The sequence below is a fragment of the Pseudomonas sp. WS 5412 genome (assembly GCF_012985615.1).
GTDB lineage: Bacteria > Pseudomonadota > Gammaproteobacteria > Pseudomonadales > Pseudomonadaceae > Aquipseudomonas > Aquipseudomonas shahriarae.
In genome coordinates this window covers 36,748-62,535 of sequence record NZ_JAARMB010000005.1, presented here as the reverse complement: position 1 = coordinate 62,535, position 25,788 = coordinate 36,748, and the positions used below count along the sequence as shown (strand labels likewise).

The window sequence follows — 25,788 nt, the reverse complement described above, 5'->3', positions numbered from 1 at the left end:
CGGGCTTGTCGCAGATAAGAACGGTTTACTCGTTCGCAGGCGTGACCCTTAACACTTCTTCCAGGGTGGTCAGCCCCGCCGCAACCTTGTGGGCGCCCGACAATCGCAGGCTGTGCATGCCGCCCTTGAGCGCCTCGCGACGCAATGCCTGCAGATCGGTATCGGCGCTGACCAGGGCCTTCGCCGCGTCATTCATCAGCATGATCTCGTAGACCCCGATGCGTCCACGATAGCCACTTTCCCGACACTCTGCGCATCCGTTGGCCCGGTATACGCTGGCGGGGGGCGGCGTGCAGGACTGGGTGGCGCTGCGCCAATCGTCCTGGTTCAGTGCCACCGGGCTTTTACAGTGCGGGCACAACCGGCGCACCAGACGCTGGGCCATGACCCCAATTAATGTGGCCTTGATCAAGTAATGGGGGATGCCCAGTTCCAGCAGGCGACTGATCGCGCTGGGGGCGTCGTTGGTGTGCAGGGTCGACAGCACCAGGTGGCCGGTCAATGCCGCCTGGATCGCCATTTCAGCGGTTTCCAGGTCGCGGATCTCGCCGATCATGATGATGTCCGGATCCTGGCGCATCAGCGCGCGGATGCCGCTGGCAAAGGTCAGGTCGATATTGTGCTGGACCTGCATCTGGTTGAAGGCGGGCTCCACCATCTCGATCGGATCTTCCACCGTACACAGGTTGACCGTGCGGGTCGCCAGCTGCCGCAGGGTGGTATAGAGCGTGCTGGTCTTGCCTGATCCGGTGGGGCCTGTGACCAGGATGATACCGTTGGCCTGGCCGGTCATATGTTGCCAGCGCTGCAGGTCATCGGCCGACAGTCCCAACTGCGGGAAGTCCTGAAGCAGTACCTGGGGATCGAAAATCCGCATCACCAGCTTCTCGCCGAAGGCCGTGGGCAGGGTCGCAAGGCGCAGTTCCACTTCGATACCCGTGGGCGTTTTGGTCTTGACCCGGCCGTCCTGGGGTTTGCGCTTCTCGGCGACATTCATCCGGCCGAGGCTTTTCAGGCGGCTGACCACGGCGGTCGTGACCTGGGGCGGAAACTGATAGACATCGTGCAGCAACCCATCAATACGGAAGCGCACGCGGCCCTGGTCGCCGCCGGGTTCGATATGGATATCGCTGGCGCGTTGGCCGAAGGCAAATTGCAGCAACCAGTCGACAATGTTGACGATGTGCGCATCGTTGGCATCGGGCTCCTGGTCGCCGGCACCCAGGTGCAGCAGTTGTTCGGCAGGGACCGCCGTGGGGGTGGTCTGGTCGGCCCCGCTGACCGACCGGGCCAGCCGGAAGAACTCCTGGGTACAACTGCGGATCGTCTGGGGGTTGGCCAGTACGCGCTTGATCGAGCGTTTCAACACGTGGGCCAGGCCGGCCTCCCACTCTCGCAGGTACGGTTCGGCACTGGCCACCGTCACGCTGTCGCGATCAAGGGCGACGGCAAGGATATGGTGGCGCTGGGCGAAGGCGTGGGACATCAGGGGCACCATGCTTGCTACGTCGATTTTCAGCGGGTCGATGCGCAGATAGGGTTGCCCCACATGACTGGCGAGCCATTGCGTCAGTTGCTCCAGGGACAGCGCCATGCCGGGCCGGGCGGGATCGGGCAGTGACTGGTTGGCAAGCAATTCCAGCGGGTGCAAGCCATTGCCCGGGGTGCGCCGCAAGCGCTCGGCCAGGGCGTTGTCGAGCATGCCGTGGGCGGTGAGGGCGGGCAGCAGTTCGTCGAGGCAAAGCCTGCGATCCTGAAGTTCTGGCGCAGCGGGCATGGTGGTTTCCTGGGCGGTTTCAAGTGGTAGCGCCAAGGCTAGTCCGGTCCTGGTTGCTGTCGCCCCGAGGGTTGTTGCCGCTTTTTACTGCGCCACTGCCTGTACGGTTTGCAGCCTCGTGGATTCAACGGGTTGCAGTTCGAGCGAGCACACGCTGATCAGGTTACGAAGTTTTTCGCCGATCACCTGGGCGCGGTGCCAGCTCAGGCCATCCATCACCACGTCGATGTTCAGCAGGTCTTCGTCGCGTGTCACGCTCACCTGTTGTGGCACCAAAAACTGCAAGGCGAAGTAATTGAGGATCCGACACAGCACATCGGGTTCAGCCTCGGCGAGGATCTGATAGCGCGCCTGGCAATGGCTGTTGCTGACTGCCCAGGCGTCGAGGCGCGTGGCTGGGCTGGCGGGGACTGAATGCATGGCCGTTCTCCGAGTTTGACTGGAGAAATTTTTACATGGGCTGTGGGGTATTTCTTATCTATGTTGGAGTGATATGCCTTATAAATGAATCAGGCAATTCGCAGAATATGGATTGAAAGGTATTTTTATGCACAGTGAGTTGGATATCTACGACCGCCGGATTCTGGCGCTGCTCCAGGAAGACGCGTCGCTCTCCAGCGCGCAGATTGCCGAACAGGTCGGCCTGTCGCAGTCGCCCTGCTGGCGACGGATCCAGCGGCTCAAGGAGGAGGGGGTGATTCGAGGCCAGGTGACGTTGCTCGACCGCAAGAAAATCGGCCTTAACACGCAGATCTTTGCCGAGGTCAAACTCAACGCCCACGGGCGTTCCAACTTCACGGAATTCACCGAGGCGATTCGCGGGTTCCCGCAAGTGCTGGAGTGTTATGTGCTGATGGGGTCGGTGGATTTTCTACTGCGCATTGTCACCTCGGATATCGAGGCATATGAGCGTTTCTTCTTCGAGAAACTGTCGATGGTGCCGGGGATACAGGAGGTCAACTCGATTGTGGCACTGTCGGAGATCAAGTCCACTACCAGTCTGCCAGTGTTGCGGTGAGAGGGCGGGTGTCATCGCGGGCAAGCCCACCTTCAAACCGGTCTACTTTAGAAAGCTCGGTCAAATGTGTGTGGGCTTGCCCGCGAAAGCAATCTTACATGCGCAACAAGGTCTTCCAGGCACGGTTCTGATACACCGCAATCACCTGATGCATCCGCGCATCCAGCGACTCATCGGTGATCGGCTGGTTGGCCAGTGCCGCCAACTTGTTCAGTTCACCGTACAAGCGATCCAGTTCTGGAACCTCCAGCAGGTGACGGGCATGGTGCAGCCAGGCCTGCAGACGCTCGATGCGCGGCAGTTGCTCGGCCAGGTCTTCCGGCTGTTGCTGGTAGCGCGGCAGGCGCAGGGCGACGGCTTCGTCGGCCAGCAGGCGTGGCAGCCAGTTGGCGACCTGGGCCGCACCTTGGCGGTTGCCGCGCACATTGCGCTCCAGGGTCCAGGTGCGGGCCAGCAGCCAGCGGGACGTGTTCAGTGAGAACAGGCCCCAGCGCACGTCGGTCAATTCTTCGAGGAACTGTTCCGGCGCGGCCTTGCGCACGTCTTCATCGTCTTCACCGGCCTGGACCAGCGGGCGCCAGTCTTCCAGCAGGGCGTCGAGGGCGCTGCGCAGTTCGCTGGTGGATTGGCGTGGCGCGGCCTGGCCAAGGCTGCCGATCAGGGCGCGCATTTCGGCGAGGTTGTCTACCCAGTCCTGCAACAGGCGCCAGTGACCGTTGAAACGATACTGTTCGGCCAGGCGCTGGCTGCTGCCCAGCAAATGCCAGGTCAGCGCGGCGAAGGCGTCGTCCAGGGGCATTTCTGGTTGCAGTTGCGGGGCCGGCAGGCTCAGGGAATAGCTGTTGGCGTCGAACAGGCGATAACCGCGCTCGGCCTTGCTGATATCGCAGGGCATCAGCGCCAGGGTCTGGGCCAGTTCGGCAGCCAGTTCCAGCAGGGCGGCAGGTTCGCCTTCGCGCAGCTCCAGCTCCAGCTCGCAGATTTCTTCCTTCTGCTTGCCGGCAATCACATGGCCCAGGTCCAGGGCGGCTTCGATCACCACCTTGGCCTTGCCACGGCCCCAGGCGATCTCGGCACGTTCGCGCACGAAGTCGGTGGTGAAGATCGGCTTGAGGGTCTTTTTGTCCAGCTCGGCCAGTTGCTCGGGCCAGCATTCGCCGTCGAGTTTCTTCACGTCGAGCTTGGCTTTGGCCAGTTTCCAGTCGTATTCATTACGCTCCGACAAGCCGGCAACGCTGTGGCCGCGGGTCTTGAGGGTCTGGATCACTTCGTCGCCATCCTTGCGCAGGCGCAGGGCAACCTTGGCCTGGGCCAGGTCGCGCTCGGGGGTGTCGAAGTACTGGTTCATCAACTCACGGCGTTCCCAGCCACTTTTGTTGCGTTTTTTCAGGAGCGGGTGCTCACGCAGCGCGGCGAGGGTCTCGCGGCTGACGCGGAGCTTGATTTCGGTTTCTTTTTGCATGGCCGGAACATCCAGGATCGGGAGTGCAGCCGGGAGAATAGGTGGCTGCCAAGGTCGTGCAGTGTACAGGACTGAGCCGGGCAACGTGCCGCAACGGGTTTATTGTGCAGCGCAGATGGTTCTATGATGGGTTTCATCTGTGGAAGTTGAGAGACAGCGCATGCCTTTACCGTCCATGAAAGAACAATTTGCCGCCCTGATTGCCGCGCCCTCTGTCAGTTGTACCCAAGCGTCTCTCGACCAGACCAACCGCCCGGTGATCGACTTGCTTGCCACCTGGCTTGGCGACCTGGGTTTTGCCTGCGATATCCAGCAAGTCAGCCCCGGCAAATTCAACCTGTTGGCCAGCTTCGGCAGCGGCCCCGGTGGCCTGGTGCTGGCGGGGCATAGCGATACGGTGCCGTACGATGAAGCGCTGTGGCAGACCGATCCGCTGAAGCTGACGGAAGTCGACGGCCGTTGGGTAGGGCTGGGTAGCTGCGACATGAAGGGGTTTTTCGCGCTGGCCATCGAAGCGGTCCTGCCGCTGTTGGATCAACCGTTCAAGCAGCCGCTGCTGATTCTCGCCACCTGTGATGAAGAAAGTTCCATGGCCGGCGCCCGCGCCCTGGCTGCAGCCGGACGCCCGCTGGGGCGTGCCGCGGTGATTGGCGAGCCCACAGGCCTCAAGCCGATCCGCCTGCACAAAGGCGTGATGATGGAACGCATTGATATCCTCGGCCGCAGCGGCCATTCGTCGGACCCGAGCCTGGGCCACAGCGCCCTCGAAGCCATGCATGACGCCATGGGCGAGCTGCGCGGCCTGCGCCTGGCCTGGCAGCGGGAGTACCGCAACCCACAGTTCAGTGTGCCCCAGCCGACCTTGAATTTCGGCTGCATCCACGGTGGCGATAACCCCAACCGCATTTGCGGCCAGTGCTCCCTGGAGTTCGACCTGCGGCCCTTGCCCGGAATGGATCCCCAGGTGTTACGCGAGGCTATCCGCCAGAAACTGCGGCCCATCGCCGAGCGCCATCAGGTGCAGATCGACTACGCGCCGCTGTTCCCCGAAGTACCGCCCTTCGAGCAGCCTGAAGACGCCGAACTGGTGCGGGTCGCGGAACGATTGACCGGTCATCGTGCCGAAGCAGTAGCGTTCGGCACTGAAGCGCCTTATCTTCAGCGCCTTGGTTGTGAAACCCTGGTACTCGGCCCTGGGGACATCGCCTGCGCCCACCAGCCGGGCGAGTACCTTGAAATGTCACGCTTGACGCCTACAGTGCGTCTATTGCGGGAATTGATTGAACATTACTGCCTCAAGCCTGCATAAATTAACCCCATTGCATCCCGTACTTAAAAGGAGAGCGAGCGTGTCGCCAAGCCTGTTCCGACGATAACCATCAGCCCGCTGTGCGTTTAGCGATTCATCCTTTTTTGGCTGCTTTTTATTACAGGCCCAGGTTTTATGCCCGAATACGTCAATTGGCTTCGTCACGCTTCGCCCTACATCAATGCCCACCGTGACTGCACCTTTGTGGTCATGCTGCCGGGTGATGGTGTGGATCACCCCAACTTCGGCAATATCGTCCATGACCTGGTGCTGCTGCACAGCCTCGGCGTGCGCCTGGTACTGGTGCATGGTTCGCGCCCGCAAATCGAAACCCGCCTCGCCGCTCGCGGCCTGACCCCGCATTACCACGATGGGATGCGCATCACCGATGCCGCGACCCTGGAGTGCGTGATCGACGCGGTCGGCCACCTGCGTATCGCTATCGAAGCGCGGCTGTCCATGGACATGGCGTCCTCGCCGATGCAGGGCTCACGCCTGCGGGTGGCCAGCGGCAACCTGGTGACCGCGCGGCCTATCGGCGTGCTGGACGGCATCGACTACCACCATACCGGCGAAGTGCGCCGGGTCGACCGCAAGGGTATCAACCGCCTGCTCGACGAACGCTCCATTGTCGTCCTGTCGCCCCTGGGCTATTCGCCGACCGGGGAGATTTTCAACCTGGCCTGTGAAGATGTGGCCACCCGCGCTGCCATCGACCTGGGCGCTGATAAGTTGCTGCTGTTTGGCGCAGACCTGGGCCTGATCGACGAAAACGGCCGGCTGGTGCGCGAACTGCGCCCGCAACAAGTACCGGCGCACCTGCAGCGCCTGGGCAACAATTACCAGGCCGAACTGCTGGATGCGGCGGCCGAGGCCTGTCGTGGGGGCGTGGGGCGCAGCCATATCGTCAGTTATGTCGAGGACGGTGCGCTGTTGACCGAGCTTTTTACCCGCGACGGCGGCGGTACCCTGGTGGCCCAGGAGCAGTTCGAGCTGGTGCGTGAGGCGGCGATTGAAGATGTCGGCGGCTTGCTGGACCTGATCAGCCCGCTGGAAGAACAGGGCATTCTGGTACGCCGCTCCCGGGAAGTGCTGGAGCGGGAAATCGAGCAATTCAGCGTAGTGGAACGCGAAGGCATGATCATCGCCTGCGCTGCGCTGTACCCGATTGCCGACTCGGATGCTGGCGAACTGGCGTGCCTGGCGGTCAATCCGGAGTATCGCCATGGCGGCCGTGGCGATGAGCTGTTGGAGCGCATCGAAACCCGCGCCCGCACCCAAGGCTTGAAGACCTTGTTCGTGCTGACGACCCGCACCGCCCACTGGTTCCGCGAGCGCGGCTTTGTGCCGAGCAGCGTGGATCGCCTGCCGTCGGCGCGGGCCTCGTTGTACAACTTCCAGCGTAACTCAAAGATCTTCGAAAAGACCCTGTAAACACGGTATTCGGTACACCCAATACCTAATGTGGGAGCGGGCTTGCTCGCGAAGGCAGTGTGTCAGTCAGCGCATTTATTGACTGGCACACCGCCTTCGCGAGTAAGCCCGCTCCCACATTCTTTGTCCGGGTTTATTCTTTGATGAATTTTCCGGTCACATAGGCCGAATAGTCCGGTAACACGGTCTCTACTTTCCCTTGTTCCTTAAGAAACTTCGCCGTCTCCCCAATGGCCTTGGCTGTCCCACCATTGAGCAAGGCTTCGGTTCGCTGCGCCTGTGCATCGGGGAAGGTGCTGCCTTCCAGCAGTTCGGGGATGTCTGCGGCGTTTGCGCCGGTCAACCGGGCGATCTTTTGCACCGGGGCGGAATCCACCGTCCAGCTGCTTTTATTGGCTGCATAGTCGGCAAACGAATCCAGGGTGATCTTGGCAAACTTGGCCACGACCTCCGGATGTTTCTCGGCAAAGTCCTTGCGCACTACCCACACCTCGAACGTCGGCGCGCCCCATTGGCCCACCTCGGTAGCGTCGGTCAACGTCTTGCCGGTCTTGCGGATTTCTCCCAGGGCCGGCGACCAGACAAAGGCGCCGTCGATATCCCCGCGTTTCCAGGCTGCGGCAATTTGCGCCGGTTGCAGGTTCACCACTTTCACCTGGCGGGTGTCCAGGCCCCAGTGTTTCAAGGCCCCGAGCAGGCTGTAGTGGGATGTGGAGACAAAAGGAGTGGCAATGGTTTTGCCGATCAGGTCCTTGGGTGCGTCAATTTGGCTACCGTTACGCACTACCAAAGCTTCAGAACTATTGATTTGAGCCGATACGATGAACGCCACAATGGGTAGATTACGGGATGCGGCGGCCGCCAACGGGCTGGAGCCGAGATTGCCGATCTGCACATCGCCTGAGGCAATCGCGGTGATGACTTCCGGGCCACTGTTGAAGCGGCGCCAGTCGATTTTCTCGCCAATGGCTTGTTCGTAAAGGCCATCGGCCTGGGGCACTTTGCTCGGATCGATGCCGGTCTGGTAGCCGATGGTGAGGTTGGCTGCCTGCACGCCAATAGAAAGTGTAAGCGATAGTAAAACTGTAACAAATTGACTAGAGGATGCGCGTTTGGCCATGATGGCGTCGCCTTTTTGATCGTGAGTGACGTGTGCGGGATTCTGCTCACACTAAACGATCTAAAAAATGGCCAACAAATACCCTTTAGGAATTAGCTTATGGAGCGATACCCCACTGCGGGCTGGTTGCTCCATGGAAGGTGTTATTCCTGAATGGTATGAAAAAGGATGAAATAATTCTTTTTGGGTGTATGAAAAACTCATTACCCTGCAAGGACCAAATCAACTGCGGTTAGACGAAAGTAGTAGACACACAAGGTTACGATTGACTTGTCAGTCACTATCTGGCGCTAATCGCGCATCTGTGGATCGAGGGCGTCAGACCCGAGACCAAAGAACTACAAAAATTAGAAACGAGAGGAGCGGTACATGAAGAAGTCCACATTGGCGTTCGCCATCGCGGCTGGGGTTTTGGCTCAGCAAGCAGGCGCCGCTGGTTTTGTTGAAGACACCAAGGCATCCGTCAGTTCTCGGACCCTGTATTTTGATAACGATCAACGCGAAGGCGGTGCTGACCAGCGCGAAACGGCCACTGGCCTGAAGTTCAACGTCCAGTCTGGTTTCACTGAGGGCACAGTTGGCTTTGGTATCGATGCCCAGGCATTGGTCGGCTTTCACCTGGACGGTGGCCGTGGTCACCACCCAGACAGCAACTCCTTTGTTCCAAGCGACACCGACGGTTCGGCCGTGAGCAGTTGGAGCAGCGCAAGCGCCAACGTAAAAGCTCGCTTCTCCAAGACCGAAGCCCACCTGGGTGGCGCTCTGGCGCCAAACCTGCCGGTCGTGATCGCAAGCGATGGTCGTCTGCTGCCACAAACCTTTGACGGTGGCACTATCACCTCCAAAGAAATCGACAATGTAACGTTCAACGCCGGTCAGCTTGAGCACGCTACCGGGCGTGCTTCGACCAACAGCACGGGCCTGTCTGTTGCCGGTGCTAGTCAGGAAAGCAACCAGTTCCGTTATGGTGGTGCTGACTGGAAGGTCACCAAAGACCTGACCTTGCAGTACTACTACGCCAACCTGGAAGACTTCTATAAGCAGCACTTCCTGGGTCTGGTTCACGTCTACCCGATCACCGAAGGCCAGTCGTTCAAAACCGACGTGCGCTACTTCGATAGCAGCTCCGACGGTAAGAACGGTCAGGCTGGCTACCAGTTCAACAACAATGGTGGTTACGCGAAGGATGCTGGCGAGGTTAATAACAAAACCTGGAGCGCCATGTTCACCTACTCCCTGGGTGGCAGCGCGTTCATGGTCGGTCACCAGCGCGTCAACGATGACGGCGGTTTCGTTTGGTTGAACCAGGGCGGTGTGGTTGACGGCAATGGCCGTAACGAAGGTGCCGGGGGTTCCAGTTTCTACCTCTTCACCGACAGCATGATCAACTCCTTCGTGCGTGCGGGTGAAAACACCACCTTCGGCCAGTACTCCTATGACTTCGCTGCATTGGGCGTTCCAGGTTTGAAAACCTCGATTGCTTACCTGCATGGCGACAACATCAAAGCCAAGAACGGTGGCAGCGATCAGTCCGAGTGGGAACGCGATATGCGTGTCGACTACACCATTCAACAGGGCGCGCTGAAAGGTTTCGGTACTACGCTGCGTCATGGTGTCTACCGCGGTAGCGGTACCGGCATTCAGGATCAGGATCAGACTCGCCTGATCTTTAACTACACTTACAGCTTCCTGTAAGCCAAGTTAAGAAAAAAACCTCGCGATAAACGCGAGGTTTTTTTTTGCTCGTTTTGCACAAGTCAGGCTCACCCCCGCAAGCCCTTCCTGAATCCCTCTTTTTTACAGCGTCTCAAGGCCTTCTCGAACCTTGGGTGCATGTTGGTCTACGCCTCTGCCGCGGTCCAGTGAACAGACTTTTAATATTCCTTTATCGTCTAAATAAATTGATATTTATTCTTTTTAAAAATTCTTCAGCACAGGCACAGTGGTTCCCATAAGCACTCATCAGGAGCCACACCATGAGCCTCAGACTGGGCGATATCGCCCCCGACTTTGAACAGGATTCCAGCGCTGGCAAGATTCGTTTCCACGAGTGGCTGGGCGACAGCTGGGGTGTGTTGTTTTCCCACCCGGCGGACTTCACCCCGGTGTGCACCACCGAGCTGGGTTTTACCGCCAAGCTCAAGGACGAGTTCGCCAACCGTGGGGTCAAGGCCATTGCCCTGTCGGTGGATCCGGTGGACTCCCACCACAAGTGGATCGAGGACATCAACGAGACCCAGCACACCGTCGTCAACTTCCCGATCCTGGCGGACGCCGACCGCAAGGTCTCGGACCTGTACGACCTGATCCACCCCAACGCCAACGACACCCTCACCGTGCGTTCGCTGTTCGTGATCGACCCGAACAAAAAGATTCGCCTGACCATCACCTACCCGGCCAGCACCGGGCGTAACTTCCATGAAATCCTGCGGGTCATTGACTCGCTGCAGCTGACCGACAACTACAAGGTCGCGACGCCGGCCAACTGGCAGGACGGTGATGAGGTGGTGATCGTGCCTTCGCTCAAAGATGAGGAAGAGATCAAGAAACGCTTTCCCAAGGGCTATCGTGCGGTTAAGCCCTATCTGCGGCTGACCCCGCAGCCCAACCGGTAACCCGAATCCAATGTGGGAGCGGGCTTGCTCGCGAATGCGGTGGTTCAGCAAGAAATGTGCTGACTGATACGCCGCAATCGCGAGCAAGCCCGCTCCCACAAGTTAATCGCATTTCAGGACTCACATAGCAGGGGTTTTCAGGCCGTTTCGACGGCCTTTTTTTTCGCCCGCCGAATGCTCTTTCTCATATGCAATTTAAGAATAAACAAATGAATAAATAAGATTTATAGATATATAAATCTGCTGATATGGTCTGTTCCATCTTGGCGCCATCGCTGCACTGCGAACCGCCGACACTTGCTCAAGGAAACTCCAGATGCTGGTCGTAACACTTGGTGGCAGTCCCAGTCAGCGTTCCCGCTCCGGGGTCTTGCTGGATCATTCCCGGCGCTGGTTGCAGCAGCAAGGTGTGGAAGTGGTGAGTTATCAGGTGCGGGACTTCCCGGCCGAAGATTTGCTGTATGCCCGCTTTGACAGCCCGAAGGTGCTCGACCTGCTGGCCCAAGTGGCCAATGCCGATGGTCTGGTGATTGCCACGCCGGTGTACAAGGCCTCGTTTTCCGGCGCGTTGAAAACCGTCCTCGACCTGCTGCCGGAACGGGCCCTAGCCCACAAAGTGGTGTTGCCCATGGCCACCGGCGGCAGCATTGCCCACATGCTGGCGGTGGATTACGCCTTGAAACCAGTACTGTCGGCGCTGAAAGCCCAGGAGCTGCTGCACGGAATTTTTGCCGAAGACAGCCAGATCGCCTACGGCGAAGGCAGTGCCCAGGCGCAGTTGGTGCCGATCCTTGAGCAACGCTTGAGCGAAGCCCTCGAGCAGTTCTACAGCGCCATGGCTCGCCGCCCGCAACCGCTGGACCCCCATGTGTTGAATGAACGTTTGTTGAGTGCTCGCTGGAGCATCTAAGCCGAACCCGAATACCAGAAACCCTCACCTTACTCAGCCGCCAACGGCCAAGCAGGTGCAGCCACAACCCTCATCGTCAATTTGGAGAGCGCCATGCGCACTGTCATCTTGCGTCGGGGCCTGGTCGCACTGTTTGCTGCGGCTGTGTCCTTCGGCGCCATTGTTCAAGCCCAAGCCGCAGAAACCCTGCGGATCGGTTATCAGAAGTACGGCACCCTGGTGCTGCTCAAAGCCAAGGGCACCCTGGAAAAACGCCTGGCGGACCAGGGCGTGAACGTGCAGTGGACCGAATTTCCCGGCGGCCCGCAGTTGCTTGAAGGGCTGAATGTGGGCTCCATCGACTTTGGCGTCACCGGCGAGACTCCGCCGGTGTTCGCCCAGGCCGCCGGTGCCGATCTGCTCTATGTGGCCTACGAACCGCCAGCGCCGACCAGCGAAGCCATCCTGGTACCCAAGGACTCGCCGATCACATCGGTGGCCGAGCTCAAGGGCAAGAAAGTCGTGCTCAATAAGGGCTCCAACGTGCATTACCTGCTGGTGCGCGCCCTGGAAGACGCGGGCCTGAAATACACCGACGTACAGACCGTGTTCCTGCCACCCGCCGACGCCCGTGCCGCCTTCGAGCGTGGCAGTGTCGACGCCTGGGTCATCTGGGACCCTTACCAGGCGGCTGCCGAGAAGCAACTGCAAGCCCGCACCCTGCGTGACGCCACCGGCATTGCCGATAACCACCAGTTCTACCTGGCCACCAAGCCTTACACCGAAAAACACCCCGAGGTGATCAAGGCGCTGATTGAGGAAGTGCGCGCCGTGGGCGAATGGTCCAAGGCCAACCCTCAGGAAGTCACTGAGCAAGTCGCACCGCTGCTCGGCCTGCCGGCTGACATCACCCTGACTTCGGTGAAGCGCCAAGGCTACGGTGCGCTGTTCCTCACCCCGGCAGTGGTCGCCGCCCAGCAGAAAATCGCCGACAGCTTCTACCAACTCAAATTGATTCCCAAGCCCTTGAGCATCAAGGACGTGATCTGGACGCCACCTGCGAGCGTTGCCAAAGCGCCGTAATCCGATTTCTTCAGGAGACAACTCCATGAGCCTCACTATTTTCTGGTTCCTGCCTACCCATGGCGACGGCCATTATCTGGGCACCGCTGAAGGCGCTCGTCCCGTGGATCACGGCTATCTGCAACAGGTGGCCCAGGCCGCTGATCGCCTGGGCTTTGGCGGGGTGTTGATCCCTACCGGACGCTCCTGCGAAGACTCGTGGCTGGTGGCCGCCTCGTTGATCCCGGTGACCCAGCGTTTGAAGTTTCTTGTCGCTCTGCGCCCCGGGATCATTTCCCCGACGGTGGCGGCGCGGCAGGCGGCGACCCTGGACCGGCTGTCCGGTGGCCGGGCGCTGTTCAACCTGGTGACCGGCGGTGATCCGGAGGAGTTGGCCGGCGACGGTCTGTTCCTCAGCCATGAGGAGCGTTACCAGGCCTCGGTGGAATTCACCCGCATCTGGCGTCGCGTGCTGGAAGGCGAAACCGTGGACTACGACGGCCAGCACATCAGCGTCAAAGGCGCCAAGCTGCTGTACCCGCCGATCCAGCAACCTCGGCCGCCGCTGTATTTCGGCGGCTCTTCCGAAGCGGCCCAGGACCTGGCAGCCGAACAAGTGGAAATGGTCCTGACCTGGGGCGAACCGCCGGCTGCGGTGGCGGAAAAAATCGAACAGGTGCGGGCCAAGGCGGCCAAGCTCGGGCGCACTGTGCGCTTCGGTATTCGCCTGCATGTGATCGTGCGTGAAACCAACGAGGAGGCATGGAAAGCCGCCGACAAACTGATCTCCCATCTGGACGACGACACCATTGCGCGGGCCCAGGCATCCCTGGCGCGCTTTGATTCGGTGGGCCAGCAACGCATGGCCGCCCTGCATGGTGGCAGTCGCGACAACCTCGAAGTCAGCCCCAACCTGTGGGCCGGCGTCGGCCTGGTACGTGGCGGTGCCGGCACGGCGCTGGTGGGCGACGGGCCGACCGTGGCGGCGCGGGTCAAGGAGTACGCGGACCTGGGCATCGACACCTTTATCTTCTCCGGCTATCCCCACCTGGAAGAGTCGTACCGGGTCGCGGAGCTGCTGTTCCCGCACCTGGATATCGAACGTCCCGAGCTGCCGAAAAGCGCCGGCTACGTCAGCCCGTTTGGCGAAATGGTGGCCAACGACATTCTTCCCAAAGCCGCGTCGCAGAGCTGAGGCGCCGTCATGAACAGTCAACGGATTTTGCATCGACTGGCACCGTGGGCGCTGCCGATCCTGTTGCTGGCGGTGTGGCAGTTGTCGGTGTCGGCGGGCTGGTTGTCGACACGGATTCTGCCGGCCCCCAGCGCGGTGATTGCAGCCGGGGTGCACCTGGTCAGCAGCGGTGAAATCTGGACGCACCTGGCCATCAGCGGCTGGCGCGCCGGCCTCGGTTTTGTGATCGGCGGCGGCATCGGCCTGGCCCTGGGGTTTATCACCGGCCTGTCGAAATGGGGTGAGCGCCTGCTGGACAGCTCGGTGCAGATGATTCGCAACGTGCCGCACCTGGCGCTGATCCCGCTGGTGATTCTGTGGTTTGGCATTGATGAAACGGCGAAGATTTTCCTGGTCGCCCTCGGCACGCTGTTCCCGATCTACCTCAACACCTATCACGGTATCCGCAACGTCGACCCGGCGCTGGTGGAGATGGCACGCAGTTATGGCTTATCGGGCTTCAGCCTGTTTCGCCAGGTGATCCTGCCCGGGGCCCTGCCCTCGATCCTGGTGGGGGTGCGTTTTGCCCTGGGTTTTATGTGGCTGACGCTGATCGTTGCAGAAACCATCTCTGCCAGTTCCGGTATTGGCTACCTGGCGATGAATGCCCGGGAGTTCCTGCAAACTGACGTGGTGGTGCTGGCGATTGTGCTGTACGCGGTACTCGGCAAGTTGGCGGACCTTGCCGCGCGTGGCCTGGAGCGGGTTTGGCTGCGCTGGCATCCGGCCTATCAAGTGCATAAAGGAGGTGCGGCATGACCGCCCAACAACCTCCACGTCTGCTGCGGGGCATCCCGCTGGCAGTGCGCACGTTGCGCAAGGCATTTGGCGCGCGGGAAGTGCTCAAGGGCATCGACCTGCATATTCCGGCGGGTCAATTTGTCGCCGTGGTCGGGCGCAGTGGCTGCGGCAAAAGTACCTTGCTGCGCCTGCTGGCCGGCCTGGATGAAGCCAGCAGCGGCGAGTTGCTGGCCGGCTCTGCAGCGTTGAGCGAAGCCCTGGAAGACACGCGGCTGATGTTCCAGGAAGCGCGCCTGCTGCCGTGGAAAAAGATCATTGATAACGTCGGCCTGGGCCTTAAGGGCAACTGGCGACCCCAGGCCCTGGAGGCGTTGGAAGCGGTCGGCCTGGCCGAGCGTGCCGATGAATGGCCAGCGGCGTTGTCCGGTGGCCAGAAACAACGGGTGGCCCTGGCCCGCGCCTTGATTCACCAACCGCGCTTGTTGCTGCTGGATGAACCCTTGGGCGCGCTGGATGCCCTGACCCGGATCGAGATGCAGCAACTGATCGAGAACCTGTGGCGCAAACACGGGTTTACCGTGTTGCTGGTGACCCATGACGTCAGCGAAGCCGTGGCCATTGCCGATCGGGTGATCCTGATCGAAGACGGCGAAATCGGCCTCGACCTGCACGTCGAACTACCGCGCCCGCGGGTCCGTGGCTCCCATCGCCTGGCGGCCCTGGAAACCGAAGTGCTTAACCGTGTGTTGTCACTGCCCGGCACGCCGCCTGAGCCGGAACCTGTTTCACCGTTGCCTACGCAGTTGCGTTGGGCGCACTAACTCACTTGTCCCTTGAGGAATAACACCATGACTATCAAAGCGATCAACGTGCGTAACCAGTTCAAAGGCACCATCAAGGAAATCGTCGAAGGCGACGTACTGTCGGAAATCGACGTGCAGACCGCGTCCGGTATCGTCACGTCGGTGATCACCACCCGCTCGGTGAAAGAGCTGGAGCTGGTGATTGGCAGTGAAGTGATTGCCTTTGTGAAATCCACCGAGGTGTCGATCGCTAAACTGTGATGATCGCTCCCACGCTCCGCGTGGGAATGCACCCCGTGACGCTCTGCTTCACAAGAGCGGACGCAGAGCGCCCTCAATGATCGTTCCCACGCAGAGCGTGGGAACGATCATTGAGGGCGCTTGGGCAAAAACACCGGCAAATAAAGCCCCACATACGCATCAAACACCCGCATCCCTTCCTCCGCCATGCGCGGGGTGATCTGCCCATGCTGATGTACCGAGCGTGCATACACGCGGTCGCTCAGCTCCAGCGCCAGGGCAAACACGTCCACATCCGCCGGCAGCACCGGCACTTCAAAGTGACGGTTGAACACTTGCTGCATCAAGTCCCCCAACTCCAGGTCATGCTGGCGGTCGGCCTGGGTCACTTCGGTGAGGCCGTGCTGGGCGAGGATCAGTTGGCGGGCGGCGGCGTCCTTGCTGTAGATCGCCAGCATGCGCAACTCCACCAGGCGCGACAGGTCGCGCCAGTGGTGCAGGCTGTCGTGGTCGATGGGGGCTTGCAGCGCGGCGCGGAAGGCGGCGTGAATGTCAGCGGTCAGGGCTTCGAGCAAGGCCGGGACGCTGGCGAAAAAGTGATACACCGATGACGGCGGAATCTGCGCCCGTTCGGCCACGCTGTAGATCGACAGACTGGCCACGCCTTCGGCGGCCAGCAAGGTGCGGGCAGCATCGAGGATCGCGTCGATCCGGGCCTGGCTGCGGGCGCGGGGTTTGCGAGGGGCGGCGGGGCGGGTCATGGATGTCTCCTACAGGGCAGCGGGCATTGTACGCGACCTTGATCGTTCCCACGCTCTGCGTGGGCACGCCTCTTAGGACGCTCTGCGTCCGCTGTTGTGACGCAGAGCGTCACGGGCTGCATTCCCACGCAGAGCGTGGGAACGAGATAGCAGGCCATAAAAAACGCCGCAGGCCATAAGCCTGCAGCGTTCATTTGTTGCAGCATCCGCTTACACGGTATGCAGGTACCAGTTGTACTCAAGGTCGGAGATGGAGTGTTCAAACTCCTCCAGCTCACTTTCCTTACAGGCGACGAAGATATCGATGTATTTCGGGTCGATGTACTTGGCCATCACCTCGCTGTCGTCCAACTCGCGCAGGGCATCACGCAGGTTGTTCGGCAGGCTTTGCTCGTTCTGCTCGTAGCTGTTGCCTTCCACCGGTGCGCCAGGTTCGATCTTGTTGGTCAGACCGTGGTGCACGCCTGCCAGGACCGAAGCCATCAGCAGGTAAGGGTTGGCATCGGCGCCGGCCACGCGGTGTTCGATACGGACGGCGTCGGACGAGCCGGTCGGTACGCGAATCGCCACGGTGCGGTTGTCCAGGCCCCAGCACGGCGAGTTCGGCACGTAGAACTGTGCGCCGAAACGACGGTAGGAGTTGACGTTGGGGCACAGGAAGGCCATTTGTGCAGGCAGGGTCTCCAGCACACCGCCGATCGCGTGACGCAATGCGGCGTTCTGCTCGGGATCCTCGCTGGCAAAGATGTTCTTGCCGTCTTTGTCCAGGATCGAAATATGCACGTGCAAACCATTGCCGGCCTGGCCTGGGTAAGGCTTGGCCATGAAGGTGGTGTCCATCTCATGGTCGTAGGCAATGTTTTTGATCAAACGCTTGAGCAGTACCGCGTAGTCGCACGCCTTGATCGGGTCGGCGACGTGGTGCAGGTTCACTTCGAACTGCGCCGGGGCACTTTCCTTGACGATGGCGTCAGCCGGGATGCCTTGCTCTTTGGCACCTTCCAGAATGTCCTGGAGGCAGTCGACGTATTCGTCGAGGTCGTCGATCAGGTAGACCTGTGTCGAGTGCGGGCGTTTGCCGGAAATCGGCGAGCGGGGAGGTTGTGGCCGGCCGTTCACGTTCTCCTGGTCGATCAGGTAGAACTCAAGCTCGAAGGCGGCGCAGATGGTCAGGCCCATGTCGTCAAACTTGGTTACAACTTGGCGGAGCACTTCGCGCGGATCGGCGAAGAAAGGTTCATCTTCAAGTTCGTGCATGGTCATCAGCAGTTGCGCGGTAGGGCGCTTTTGCCAGGGTTCATTGCACAGGGTGTCGGGGATTGGATAACAGATTCGGTCAGCATCACCGATGTCCAGACCCAGGCCGGTGCTTTCCACCGTTGAGCCATTGATATCCAGGGCAAATAAAGAGGCCGGCAAGTTGATGCCTTTCTCGTAAACCTTGTGGAGGCTGGTGCGTTCGATGCGCTTACCGCGCACCACACCATTCATATCCGCAATTAGAAGGTCTACGTACAGAACCTCAGGATGATCCTTAAGGAACGCGTTCGCTTCGTTAAGCTGAACGGCACGCGGGGGTACCGACATGATGCAACACCTTTGTTGTTAAAAATATCAATCATTGATCTTTTCTGGTTTCAGTCAACCCGAACGGCTTGCCGAAGTCAAGCGAGGCCTTTTTTGCCCTAAAAAAGCGCCTTGAGGGGTTTTTTGCGGCTTTTTTGGGCAGTTTTGCCAGTTTGACCGGCTTGGGACTAGCAGGCTTGAGCGGGCCGTGTTGTATTTTTTACGGGGGTGTTGTGTAAAAAAATGAACAAGGCTAAGCTCGATTCAAACCCATAACAGCAATAATACCGGGGTGCTTCATGTCTGGCCTGCCGTTAATCGGCGTCACCGCCTGCTCCAAACAGGTTGGTCTGCATGCTTATCACATCAGTGGCGACAAATACGTCCGCGCCGTGGCAGTCGCTGCCAAGGGCCTGCCATTGATTATTCCGTCCCTGGCGGAGCTGTTCGAACCGGCCAATATTCTTGACGGTCTGGATGGCATTCTCTTTACCGGCTCCCCTTCCAATATCGAACCCTTTCATTACGACGGTCCGGCCAGCGCGCCCGGGACTGCTCATGATCCTGCACGGGACCAGAGCACCCTGCCGCTGATTCGTGCTGCGATTGCCGCAGGTGTGCCGGTGCTGGGGATCTGCCGGGGCTTCCAGGAAATGAACGTGGCCCTGGGCGGCAGCCTGCACCAGAAGGTTCATGAGTTGCCGGGTATGCTTGATCACCGCGAAGACGATACCCAGCCGCTGGATATCCAGTACGGCCCGGCGCACGCCGTGGCGATCACGCCGGGCGGGGTATTGGCGGGCCTGGGCTTGCCGGCCACGATCCAGGTCAATTCGATCCACAGCCAGGGCGTTGAGCGCCTGGCGCCGGGCCTGCAGGTCGAAGCGACCGCGCCGGATGGCCTGATCGAGGCTTTTTCGCTCAAACAGGGCAAGGCATTTGCAGACGCTTTTGCATTAGGAGTGCAATGGCACCCCGAATGGCAGGTAAGCTCCAACCCGTACTACCTCGCGATCTTCCAGGCATTTGGCGATGCCTGCCGAACGCGGGCGAAACAAAGAGACGCACACGCGTCAAACAGCGCCTGACCTTTAATGGATGTCAGGAAACCCAGCCCAGAGGCATTTATGAGTAACAACCTCGACCAGCTCACCGATTGGTTGAAAGACCACAAGATCACAGAAGTCGAATGCATGATTGGCGACCTCACGGGGATCACCCGGGGCAAGATCTCGCCGACCAACAAGTTCATTGCCGAAAAAGGCATGCGCCTGCCCGAGAGCGTTCTGTTGCAGACCGTGACCGGCGACTATGTCGAAGACGACATCTATTACGAATTGCTCGACCCGGCCGACATCGACATGATCTGCCGTCCCGACCAGAACGCGGTGTTCCTGGTGCCCTGGGCCATCGAGCCCACCGCCCAGGTGATCCACGACACCTACGACAAGCAAGGCAACCCGATCGAGCTGTCGCCGCGCAACGTGCTCAAGAAAGTCCTCAAGCTCTACGCCGACAAAGGCTGGCAGCCCATCGTGGCGCCGGAGATGGAGTTCTACCTGACCAAGCGCTGCGAAGACCCTGACTTCCCGTTGCAACCGCCGATTGGCCGTTCCGGCCGCCCGGAAACCGGTCGCCAGTCCTTCTCTATAGAAGCGGCCAACGAATTCGACCCACTGTTCGAAGACGTCTACGACTGGTGCGAGCTGCAGGAGCTGGACCTGGACACCCTGATCCACGAGGACGGCACGGCGCAGATGGAAATCAACTTCCGTCACGGCGATGCCCTGTCCCTGGCCGACCAGATCCTGGTGTTCAAGCGCACCATGCGTGAAGCCGCGCTCAAGCACAACGTGGCTGCCACCTTTATGGCCAAGCCGATGACCGGCGAGCCCGGCAGTGCCATGCACCTGCACCAGAGCATCATTGATATCGCCACCGGCAAAAATGTGTTCTCCAATGAGGACGGCTCCAAGAGCGAGCTGTTCCTGCACCACATCGGTGGCCTGCAGAAGTTCATCCCCGAGCTGTTGCCGCTGTTTGCGCCCAACGTCAACTCGTTCCGCCGCTTCCTGCCCGACACCTCGGCGCCGGTGAACGTGGAGTGGGGTGAAGAGAACCGCACCGTGGGCCTGCGCGTGCCGGATGCCGGCCCGCAGAACCGCCGCGTGGAAAACCGCCTGCCGGGCGCCGATGCCAACCCGTACCTGGCCATCGCCGCCAGCCTGCTGTGCGGTTATATCGGCATGGTCGAAGGCATCAGCCCGAGCGCCCCGGTGGTCGGTCGTGGCTACGAGCGACGCAACCTGCGCCTGCCGTTGACCATCGAAGATGCACTGGAACGCATGGAAAACAGCAAGACCATCGAGAAATACCTGGGTCACAAATTCATCACTGGCTACGTCGCGGTCAAGCGGGCCGAGCATGAAAACTTCAAGCGCGTGATCAGTTCGTGGGAGCGGGAATTCCTGCTCTTCGCCGTCTGATGCGCCGGGTGCGGCCAGGATGGGCCGCACCTTCACCTACTTTTTGGAGATTGGTATGTCCAGCAACAACCCGCAAACCCGTGAATGGCAAGCCCTGAGCAACGATCATCACCTGGCGCCGTTCAGCGACTTCAAGCAGTTGAAAGAGAAAGGCCCGCGCATCATCACCAACGCCAAGGGCGTTTACCTGTGGGACAGCGAAGGCAACAAGATCCTCGACGGCATGGCCGGCCTGTGGTGTGTGGCCATCGGTTATGGCCGCGATGAGCTGGCTGACGCCGCCGCCAAGCAGATGAAACAACTGCCTTACTACAACCTGTTCTTCCAGACTGCCCACCCGCCGGTGCTGGAACTGGCCAAGGCCATCGCCGATATCGCCCCGGCCGGCATGAACCACGTGTTCTTCACCGGCTCCGGCTCCGAAGGCAACGACACCATGTTGCGCATGGTCCGCCACTACTGGGCGATCAAGGGCCAGCCGAACAAGAAAACCATCATCAGCCGCAAGAATGGCTACCACGGTTCCACCGTGGCCGGCGCCAGCCTGGGCGGCATGACTTATATGCATGAGCAGGGCGACTTGCCGATCCCGGGCATCGTGCATATCGCCCAGCCGTACTGGTTCGGCGAAGGCGGCGACATGAGCCCTGAAGAGTTCGGGGTGTGGGCCGCCAACCAACTGGAAGAGAAAATTCTGGAACTGGGCGTGGACAACGTCGGAGCCTTTATTGCCGAGCCGATCCAGGGCGCCGGCGGTGTGATCGTGCCGCCAGCCAGCTACTGGCCGCGCATCAAGGAAATCCTCGCCAAGTACGACATCCTGTTTGTCGCCGACGAAGTGATCTGTGGCTTTGGCCGCACCGGTGAGTGGTTCGGTAGCGATTTCTACGATCTCAAGCCGGACATGATGACCATCGCCAAGGGCCTGACCTCGGGCTATATCCCCATGGGCGGCCTGATTGTGCGCGACGAAGTGGTGGCGGTGCTCAACGAAGGCGGCGATTTCAACCACGGCTTCACCTATTCCGGGCACCCGGTGGCTGCTGCGGTGGCCCTGGAAAACATCCGCATCATGCGCGATGAAAAAATTGTCAGCCGCGTCCATGACGAAACGGCACCGTATTTGCAGAAGCGTCTACGTGAGCTGGCGGATCATCCGCTGGTGGGCGAAGTGCGCGGTGTCGGCATGTTGGGTGCGATCGAGCTGGTCCAGGACAAGGCCACGCGCAAGCGTTATGAAGGAAAGGGCGTGGGCATGATCTGCCGCACCTTCTGCTTCGAAAATGGCCTGATCATGCGCGCCGTGGGCGACACCATGATCATTTCGCCGCCGCTGGTGATCAGCAAGGCCGAGATTGACGAGCTGGTGACCAAGGCTCGCCATTGCCTGGACCTGACTTTGGCGGCATTGCAGGGCTAAGTGCTAGGCTCAGGATGCAGCGGCTGCGGCTGTTGCATTCGGGTAATGATAAATGCGGGGCTTTGGTTGAAAGCCGGCCCCTGAACTTGCCAGACTGTCGCCCTGTTTTGTCGCCCTTCGACGGGCCATGAAACGTAGAAAAATGTGGCCCAAAAAAGAAAAATTGGAGCATGACCGAATGAAGGCATTAGGTTTGAAGAACGCCGGCAAGACCCTCCTGGCCTTGTCCCTGATGGGCGCAATGGCAGGCACGGCCCAGGCTGCCGACAAAGTGCTGCACGTCTACAACTGGTCCGACTACATTGCACCGGACACCGTAGCCAACTTTGAGAAAGAGTCCGGCATCAAGGTGGTGTACGACGTTTTCGACAGCAACGAAACCCTGGAAGCCAAGCTGCTGGCGGGCAAGTCCGGCTACGACATCGTCGTACCGTCGAACAACTTCCTGGCCAAGCAGATCAAGGCCGGTGTGTATCAGGAGCTGGACAAGTCCAAGCTGCCAAACTGGAAGAACCTCGACACCGACCTGCTCAAGGCCGTGGGTGATGCCAGCGACAAAGGCAACCTGCACGCATTCCCGTACATGTGGGGCACCATCGGCATCGGCTACAACCCGGACAAGGTCAAGGCTGCGCTGGGCGTCGACAAGATCGATTCGTGGGATGTGCTGTTCAAGCCCGAGAACATCGAAAAACTCAAAAGCTGTGGCGTGAGCTTCCTCGACTCGCCAACCGAAATGATCCCGGTGGCCCTGCACTACCTGGGCTACCCGACCGACAGCCAGGACAAGAAGCAACTGGCTGAAGCCGAAGCGCTGTTCCTCAAGATCCGTCCTTCGGTGGGTTACTTCCACTCCTCCAAGTACATCTCGGACCTGGCCAACGGCAACATCTGCGTGGCCGTGGGTTACTCGGGTGACCTGGAACAGTCCAAATCCCGCGCGGCTGAAGCCGGTGGCAAGGTTAAAGTTTCCTACGCCATTCCCAAGGAAGGCGCAGGCAGCTTCTACGACATGGTCGCCATCCCTAAAGATGCCGAGAACCTGGACGCCGCCTACCAGTTCATGAACTACCTGCTCAAACCTGAAGTCATGGCTGAAATCACCAACAGCGTACGTTTCCCGAACGGTAACAAGGCTGCCACGCCGCTGGTGAGCAAGGATATCTCGGGTGACCCGAGCATCTATCCGTCGGATGCAGTGAAAGCCAAGCTGTATGCAATCAGCGATCTGCCGGCCGCTACCCAGCGCCTGCTGACGCGCAGCTGGACCAAGATCAAGTCGGGTAAATAAGCCTTGATAGGTGTGGGAGGGGGGTTGGATGGGAGCGGGCTTGCTCGCGAAAGCGGCGTGTCAGTAGAGACATATGCAGGCTGACACGCCGCCTTCGCGAGCAAGCTCGCTCCCACACAAGCCCGCTCCCACCCATTAAATGACAGAAAGCTTTGCCGGATCGGTTTATCGAGGGTAAGTTGCGCGCCGGTTTTGTTGTCGGGCAACAACTTTGGGCCCAACTATTTAAGAGGACCTCCACTTGCCAATTTCTTTATTTCGCAAAGCCTTGCTGGTAGGGGCGGGTCTCACGTTGGCAGTCAGCGTGCAGGCGGCTTCGACTGTGCATGTTTATAACTGGTCGGACTATATCGGCCCCGACACCCTGGCCAACTTTGAAAAGGCCACCGGCATCAAGCCCGTCTACGACGTGTTCGATTCCAACGAAACCCTGGAAGGCAAATTGCTGGCCGGGCGCACCGGGTATGACGTGGTGGTGCCGTCCAACCACTTCCTGGGCAAGCAGATCAAGGCGGGCGCGTTCCAGAAAATCGACAAGGCGCAGTTGAGCAACTACGCCAACCTCGACCCGGCGCTGCTCAAGCGCCTGGAAAAGAACGACCCGGGTAACCAATACGCCGTGCCTTACCTGTGGGGCACCAACGGCATTGGCTACAACGTCGACAAAGTCAAAGAAGTGCTGGGTGTCGACAAAATCGACTCCTGGGCCGTGCTGTTCGAGCCGGAAAACATGAAGAAGCTGGCCAGTTGCGGCGTGTCCTTTATGGACTCGGCGGATGAAATGCTGCCAGCGGTGCTCAACTACATGGGCCTGGACCCCAACAGCACCAACCCGGCCGACTACAAGAAGGCTGAGGAAAAACTCCTGAAAGTGCGTCCCTACGTGACCTACTTCCACTCATCCAAATACATCTCGGACCTGGCCAACGGCAATATCTGCGTGGCCGCCGGGTTCTCCGGCGATGTGTTCCAGGCCAAGGCCCGCGCCAGCGAGGCTGGCAAGGGCGTAAACATCGCCTACGCGATTCCGAAAGAAGGCGGCAACCTGTGGTTTGACGTGCTGGCGATCCCCAAGGACTCGACCAACGTCAAGGAGGCCCACGCCTTCATCAACTATTTACTGCAACCTGAAGTGATCGCTCAGGTCAGTGATTACGTCGGCTACGCCAACCCTAACCCTGGGTCGGATACGTTGATGGAGCAATCAATACGCACCGACGAAGCGGTTTACCCACCGCAGGCGGTTCTCGACCGGACGTTTGTCAACTTCGAGCTACCACCGAAAGTGCAACGCTTGATGACCCGTAGCTGGACCAAGGTCAAGACGGGCAAGTAAGGCTCACACTATCTAAGGTTCGTCTGTATTGGACGTTCTGCACTCTTTTTTTCTGGGAGTTTCGTAAATGGCAGTTGCCTCCGGCGCCTATAAGAAAGCCCTCGAGGGCGACCAGACACCGAAAAAGGTGTTGGTCAAAATCGACCGGGTCACGAAGAAGTTCGACGAGACGATTGCCGTGGACGATGTGTCCCTGGAAATCAAGAAAGGCGAGATCTTCGCCTTGCTCGGCGGATCGGGTTCGGGCAAATCCACCTTGCTGCGCATGCTCGCAGGTTTCGAGCGCCCGACCGAAGGGCGGATTTTCCTCGACGGTGTTGATATCACCGATATGCCGCCCTACGAGCGGCCGATCAACATGATGTTCCAGTCCTACGCCTTGTTCCCCCACATGACCGTGGCGCAGAACATCGCCTTCGGCCTGCAACAGGACAAGATCCCCAAGGCCGAAGTCGAGGCCCGCGTGGCCGAGATGCTCAAGCTGGTACAGATGAGCCAGTACGCCAAGCGCAAGCCGCACCAGTTGTCTGGCGGCCAGCGTCAGCGGGTGGCCCTGGCCCGTTCCCTGGCCAAGCGCCCGAAACTGCTGCTGCTCGATGAGCCGATGGGCGCCCTGGACAAGAAGCTGCGTTCGCAGATGCAGCTTGAACTCGTCGAAATCATCGAGCGCGTCGGCGTGACCTGCGTGATGGTGACCCACGACCAGGAAGAGGCCATGACCATGGCCGAGCGCATCGCGATCATGCACCTGGGCTGGATCGCGCAGATCGGCAGCCCGATCGACATCTACGAAACCCCCACCAGCCGCCTGGTGTGCGAGTTCATCGGCAACGTCAACATCTTCGACACCGTGGTGGTGGATGACGCCGAAGGCCACGCAGTGCTCAAGTGCGCCGACCTGGACCGCGATATCTACGTGGGTTATGGCATCGCCACGTCGGTGGAAGACAAATCGGTGACCTACGCTATCCGCCCGGAAAAGCTGCTGGTCACCACCGAGATGCCAACCTGCGAGCACAACTGGTCCAGCGGCAAGGTGCATGACATCGCCTACCTGGGCGGCCATTCGGTGTTCTACGTCGAGCTGCCGAGCGGCAAGCTTGTGCAGTCCTTCGTCGCCAACGCCGAACGCCGTGGCGCGCGGCCGACCTGGGGTGACCAGGTCTACGTGTGGTGGGAAGACGACAGCGGCGTGGTACTTCGCTCATGAACATGAAGAAATTC

Annotated in this window: 23 protein-coding genes; 17 read left to right on the top strand and 6 right to left on the bottom strand. The window is 59.9% G+C overall.

Annotated features, from left to right (window positions below; genetic code table 11):
* Window positions 1-25: 25 nt before the first annotated feature.
* Both HBR94_RS08860 and HBR94_RS08855 read right to left on the bottom strand, forming a co-directional pair.
* On the bottom strand, window positions 26-1,777 hold the full coding sequence (locus HBR94_RS08860) for a GspE/PulE family protein (protein WP_115129239.1): 1,752 nt from the start codon (window positions 1,775-1,777) through the stop codon (window positions 26-28).
* Window positions 1,778-1,861: 84 nt separating this feature from the next.
* Window positions 1,862-2,197, bottom strand: a complete 336-nt coding sequence (locus HBR94_RS08855) for a hypothetical protein (protein WP_057960933.1) — start codon at window positions 2,195-2,197, stop codon at window positions 1,862-1,864.
* Between the two features lie 127 nt (window positions 2,198-2,324).
* Here HBR94_RS08855 and HBR94_RS08850 point away from each other — a divergent pair, with 127 nt between their 5' ends.
* Window positions 2,325-2,795: an Lrp/AsnC family transcriptional regulator gene (locus HBR94_RS08850; RefSeq protein WP_057440435.1), complete on the top strand. Its 471-nt coding sequence runs from the start codon at window positions 2,325-2,327 to the stop codon at window positions 2,793-2,795.
* Between the two features lie 94 nt (window positions 2,796-2,889).
* Here the strand turns inward: HBR94_RS08850 and HBR94_RS08845 are convergent, their stop codons facing one another.
* Entirely contained in the window at window positions 2,890-4,257 is a 1,368-nt protein-coding gene (locus HBR94_RS08845; protein ID WP_057960932.1) for a CYTH domain-containing protein, read from the bottom strand.
* Window positions 4,258-4,417: 160 nt separating this feature from the next.
* On the opposite strand from HBR94_RS08845, the gene argE reads away from it, so the two are divergent.
* Window positions 4,418-5,566 (top strand): acetylornithine deacetylase, encoded by a 1,149-nt coding sequence (argE, locus tag HBR94_RS08840; protein ID WP_169960088.1) that lies wholly within the window; start codon window positions 4,418-4,420, stop codon window positions 5,564-5,566.
* Window positions 5,567-5,701: 135 nt separating this feature from the next.
* The gene (argA, locus tag HBR94_RS08835; protein WP_032858930.1) at window positions 5,702-7,000 is read left to right on the top strand and encodes an amino-acid N-acetyltransferase; all 1,299 of its coding nucleotides are present in this window, start codon (window positions 5,702-5,704) and stop codon (window positions 6,998-7,000) included.
* Between the two features lie 133 nt (window positions 7,001-7,133).
* Here the strand turns inward: argA and tauA are convergent, their stop codons facing one another.
* Window positions 7,134-8,120 (bottom strand): taurine ABC transporter substrate-binding protein, encoded by a 987-nt coding sequence (gene tauA, locus HBR94_RS08830; RefSeq protein WP_170044523.1) that lies wholly within the window; start codon window positions 8,118-8,120, stop codon window positions 7,134-7,136.
* A gap of 369 nt (window positions 8,121-8,489) precedes the next feature.
* On the opposite strand from tauA, the gene HBR94_RS08825 reads away from it, so the two are divergent.
* From HBR94_RS08825 to HBR94_RS08790, 8 genes are all read left to right on the top strand, one after another.
* Window positions 8,490-9,815, top strand: a complete 1,326-nt coding sequence (locus HBR94_RS08825) for an OprD family outer membrane porin (RefSeq protein WP_057960930.1) — start codon at window positions 8,490-8,492, stop codon at window positions 9,813-9,815.
* A gap of 281 nt (window positions 9,816-10,096) precedes the next feature.
* Window positions 10,097-10,735, top strand: a complete 639-nt coding sequence (locus HBR94_RS08820; RefSeq protein ID WP_057440433.1) for a peroxiredoxin — start codon at window positions 10,097-10,099, stop codon at window positions 10,733-10,735.
* A gap of 316 nt (window positions 10,736-11,051) precedes the next feature.
* The gene (ssuE, locus tag HBR94_RS08815; RefSeq protein WP_057440432.1) at window positions 11,052-11,645 is read left to right on the top strand and encodes an NADPH-dependent FMN reductase; all 594 of its coding nucleotides are present in this window, start codon (window positions 11,052-11,054) and stop codon (window positions 11,643-11,645) included.
* Window positions 11,646-11,738: 93 nt separating this feature from the next.
* A complete protein-coding gene (locus HBR94_RS08810) occupies window positions 11,739-12,707 on the top strand; it encodes a sulfonate ABC transporter substrate-binding protein (protein WP_057440431.1) in 969 nt (322 codons plus the stop codon).
* Between the two features lie 25 nt (window positions 12,708-12,732).
* A complete protein-coding gene (gene ssuD, locus HBR94_RS08805) occupies window positions 12,733-13,881 on the top strand; it encodes an FMNH2-dependent alkanesulfonate monooxygenase (RefSeq protein WP_057440430.1) in 1,149 nt (382 codons plus the stop codon).
* Window positions 13,882-13,890: 9 nt separating this feature from the next.
* Window positions 13,891-14,679: an aliphatic sulfonate ABC transporter permease SsuC gene (ssuC, locus tag HBR94_RS08800; protein ID WP_029289469.1), complete on the top strand. Its 789-nt coding sequence runs from the start codon at window positions 13,891-13,893 to the stop codon at window positions 14,677-14,679.
* Window positions 14,676-15,482: an aliphatic sulfonates ABC transporter ATP-binding protein gene (gene ssuB / locus HBR94_RS08795; RefSeq protein ID WP_115129236.1), complete on the top strand. Its 807-nt coding sequence runs from the start codon at window positions 14,676-14,678 to the stop codon at window positions 15,480-15,482. Before ssuC ends, ssuB begins: the two co-directional genes overlap by 4 nt.
* A gap of 27 nt (window positions 15,483-15,509) precedes the next feature.
* Complete coding sequence (locus HBR94_RS08790) at window positions 15,510-15,725, top strand: TOBE domain-containing protein (protein WP_003213899.1); 216 nt, start codon at window positions 15,510-15,512, stop codon at window positions 15,723-15,725.
* Window positions 15,726-15,832: 107 nt separating this feature from the next.
* On the opposite strand, the gene HBR94_RS08785 is transcribed toward HBR94_RS08790, so the two are convergent.
* Window positions 15,833-16,465, bottom strand: a complete 633-nt coding sequence (locus HBR94_RS08785; RefSeq protein WP_057440428.1) for a TetR/AcrR family transcriptional regulator — start codon at window positions 16,463-16,465, stop codon at window positions 15,833-15,835.
* Between the two features lie 210 nt (window positions 16,466-16,675).
* On the bottom strand, window positions 16,676-18,052 hold the full coding sequence (locus HBR94_RS08780; protein WP_170044522.1) for a glutamine synthetase family protein: 1,377 nt from the start codon (window positions 18,050-18,052) through the stop codon (window positions 16,676-16,678).
* 278 nt (window positions 18,053-18,330) lie between these two features.
* Between HBR94_RS08780 and HBR94_RS08775 the strand changes: the two genes are divergently transcribed.
* The 6 genes from HBR94_RS08775 (at window position 18,331) to potA (ending at window position 25,774) form a co-directional block, all read left to right on the top strand.
* Window positions 18,331-19,119, top strand: coding sequence for a gamma-glutamyl-gamma-aminobutyrate hydrolase family protein (locus HBR94_RS08775; protein ID WP_170044521.1), 789 nt, complete (start codon window positions 18,331-18,333; stop codon window positions 19,117-19,119).
* Window positions 19,120-19,158: 39 nt separating this feature from the next.
* Window positions 19,159-20,517 (top strand): glutamine synthetase family protein, encoded by a 1,359-nt coding sequence (locus tag HBR94_RS08770; RefSeq protein ID WP_029289457.1) that lies wholly within the window; start codon window positions 19,159-19,161, stop codon window positions 20,515-20,517.
* Between the two features lie 55 nt (window positions 20,518-20,572).
* Entirely contained in the window at window positions 20,573-21,937 is a 1,365-nt protein-coding gene (locus HBR94_RS08765; RefSeq protein WP_057960974.1) for an aspartate aminotransferase family protein, read from the top strand.
* A 178-nt stretch (window positions 21,938-22,115) separates the two neighbouring features.
* The gene (locus HBR94_RS08760) at window positions 22,116-23,228 is read left to right on the top strand and encodes a polyamine ABC transporter substrate-binding protein (RefSeq protein ID WP_057440608.1); all 1,113 of its coding nucleotides are present in this window, start codon (window positions 22,116-22,118) and stop codon (window positions 23,226-23,228) included.
* 241 nt (window positions 23,229-23,469) lie between these two features.
* Window positions 23,470-24,564 carry a polyamine ABC transporter substrate-binding protein gene (locus HBR94_RS08755; protein ID WP_057440426.1) on the top strand — a complete coding sequence of 365 codons (1,095 nt, stop codon included), beginning with the start codon at window positions 23,470-23,472 and terminating at the stop codon, window positions 24,562-24,564.
* Between the two features lie 67 nt (window positions 24,565-24,631).
* Window positions 24,632-25,774 carry a polyamine ABC transporter ATP-binding protein gene (gene potA, locus HBR94_RS08750; RefSeq protein WP_029289449.1) on the top strand — a complete coding sequence of 381 codons (1,143 nt, stop codon included), beginning with the start codon at window positions 24,632-24,634 and terminating at the stop codon, window positions 25,772-25,774.
* Window positions 25,775-25,788 lie beyond the last annotated feature (14 nt).

Bases quoted from the DNA above. Each gene is read 5' to 3' on its own strand.
- HBR94_RS08780 (WP_170044522.1), bottom strand. From the start codon at position 18,052: ATGTCGGTACCCCCGCGTGCCGTTCAGCTTAACGAAGCGAACGCGTTC.
- HBR94_RS08790 (WP_003213899.1), top strand. From the start codon at position 15,510: ATGACTATCAAAGCGATCAACGTGCGTAACCAGTTCAAAGGCACCATC.
- HBR94_RS08860 (WP_115129239.1), bottom strand. From the start codon at position 1,777: ATGCCCGCTGCGCCAGAACTTCAGGATCGCAGGCTTTGCCTCGACGAA.
- HBR94_RS08820 (WP_057440433.1), top strand. From the start codon at position 10,097: ATGAGCCTCAGACTGGGCGATATCGCCCCCGACTTTGAACAGGATTCC.
- potA (WP_029289449.1), top strand. From the start codon at position 24,632: ATGGCAGTTGCCTCCGGCGCCTATAAGAAAGCCCTCGAGGGCGACCAG.
- HBR94_RS08770 (WP_029289457.1), top strand. From the start codon at position 19,159: ATGAGTAACAACCTCGACCAGCTCACCGATTGGTTGAAAGACCACAAG.
- HBR94_RS08765 (WP_057960974.1), top strand. From the start codon at position 20,573: ATGTCCAGCAACAACCCGCAAACCCGTGAATGGCAAGCCCTGAGCAAC.
- ssuB (WP_115129236.1), top strand. From the start codon at position 14,676: ATGACCGCCCAACAACCTCCACGTCTGCTGCGGGGCATCCCGCTGGCA.
- HBR94_RS08855 (WP_057960933.1), bottom strand. From the start codon at position 2,197: ATGCATTCAGTCCCCGCCAGCCCAGCCACGCGCCTCGACGCCTGGGCA.
- HBR94_RS08810 (WP_057440431.1), top strand. From the start codon at position 11,739: ATGCGCACTGTCATCTTGCGTCGGGGCCTGGTCGCACTGTTTGCTGCG.
- HBR94_RS08775 (WP_170044521.1), top strand. From the start codon at position 18,331: ATGTCTGGCCTGCCGTTAATCGGCGTCACCGCCTGCTCCAAACAGGTT.
- ssuE (WP_057440432.1), top strand. From the start codon at position 11,052: ATGCTGGTCGTAACACTTGGTGGCAGTCCCAGTCAGCGTTCCCGCTCC.
- HBR94_RS08845 (WP_057960932.1), bottom strand. From the start codon at position 4,257: ATGCAAAAAGAAACCGAAATCAAGCTCCGCGTCAGCCGCGAGACCCTC.
- ssuD (WP_057440430.1), top strand. From the start codon at position 12,733: ATGAGCCTCACTATTTTCTGGTTCCTGCCTACCCATGGCGACGGCCAT.
- HBR94_RS08850 (WP_057440435.1), top strand. From the start codon at position 2,325: ATGCACAGTGAGTTGGATATCTACGACCGCCGGATTCTGGCGCTGCTC.
- argA (WP_032858930.1), top strand. From the start codon at position 5,702: ATGCCCGAATACGTCAATTGGCTTCGTCACGCTTCGCCCTACATCAAT.
- HBR94_RS08825 (WP_057960930.1), top strand. From the start codon at position 8,490: ATGAAGAAGTCCACATTGGCGTTCGCCATCGCGGCTGGGGTTTTGGCT.
- HBR94_RS08785 (WP_057440428.1), bottom strand. From the start codon at position 16,465: ATGACCCGCCCCGCCGCCCCTCGCAAACCCCGCGCCCGCAGCCAGGCC.
- argE (WP_169960088.1), top strand. From the start codon at position 4,418: ATGCCTTTACCGTCCATGAAAGAACAATTTGCCGCCCTGATTGCCGCG.
- HBR94_RS08760 (WP_057440608.1), top strand. From the start codon at position 22,116: ATGAAGGCATTAGGTTTGAAGAACGCCGGCAAGACCCTCCTGGCCTTG.
- tauA (WP_170044523.1), bottom strand. From the start codon at position 8,120: ATGGCCAAACGCGCATCCTCTAGTCAATTTGTTACAGTTTTACTATCG.
- ssuC (WP_029289469.1), top strand. From the start codon at position 13,891: ATGAACAGTCAACGGATTTTGCATCGACTGGCACCGTGGGCGCTGCCG.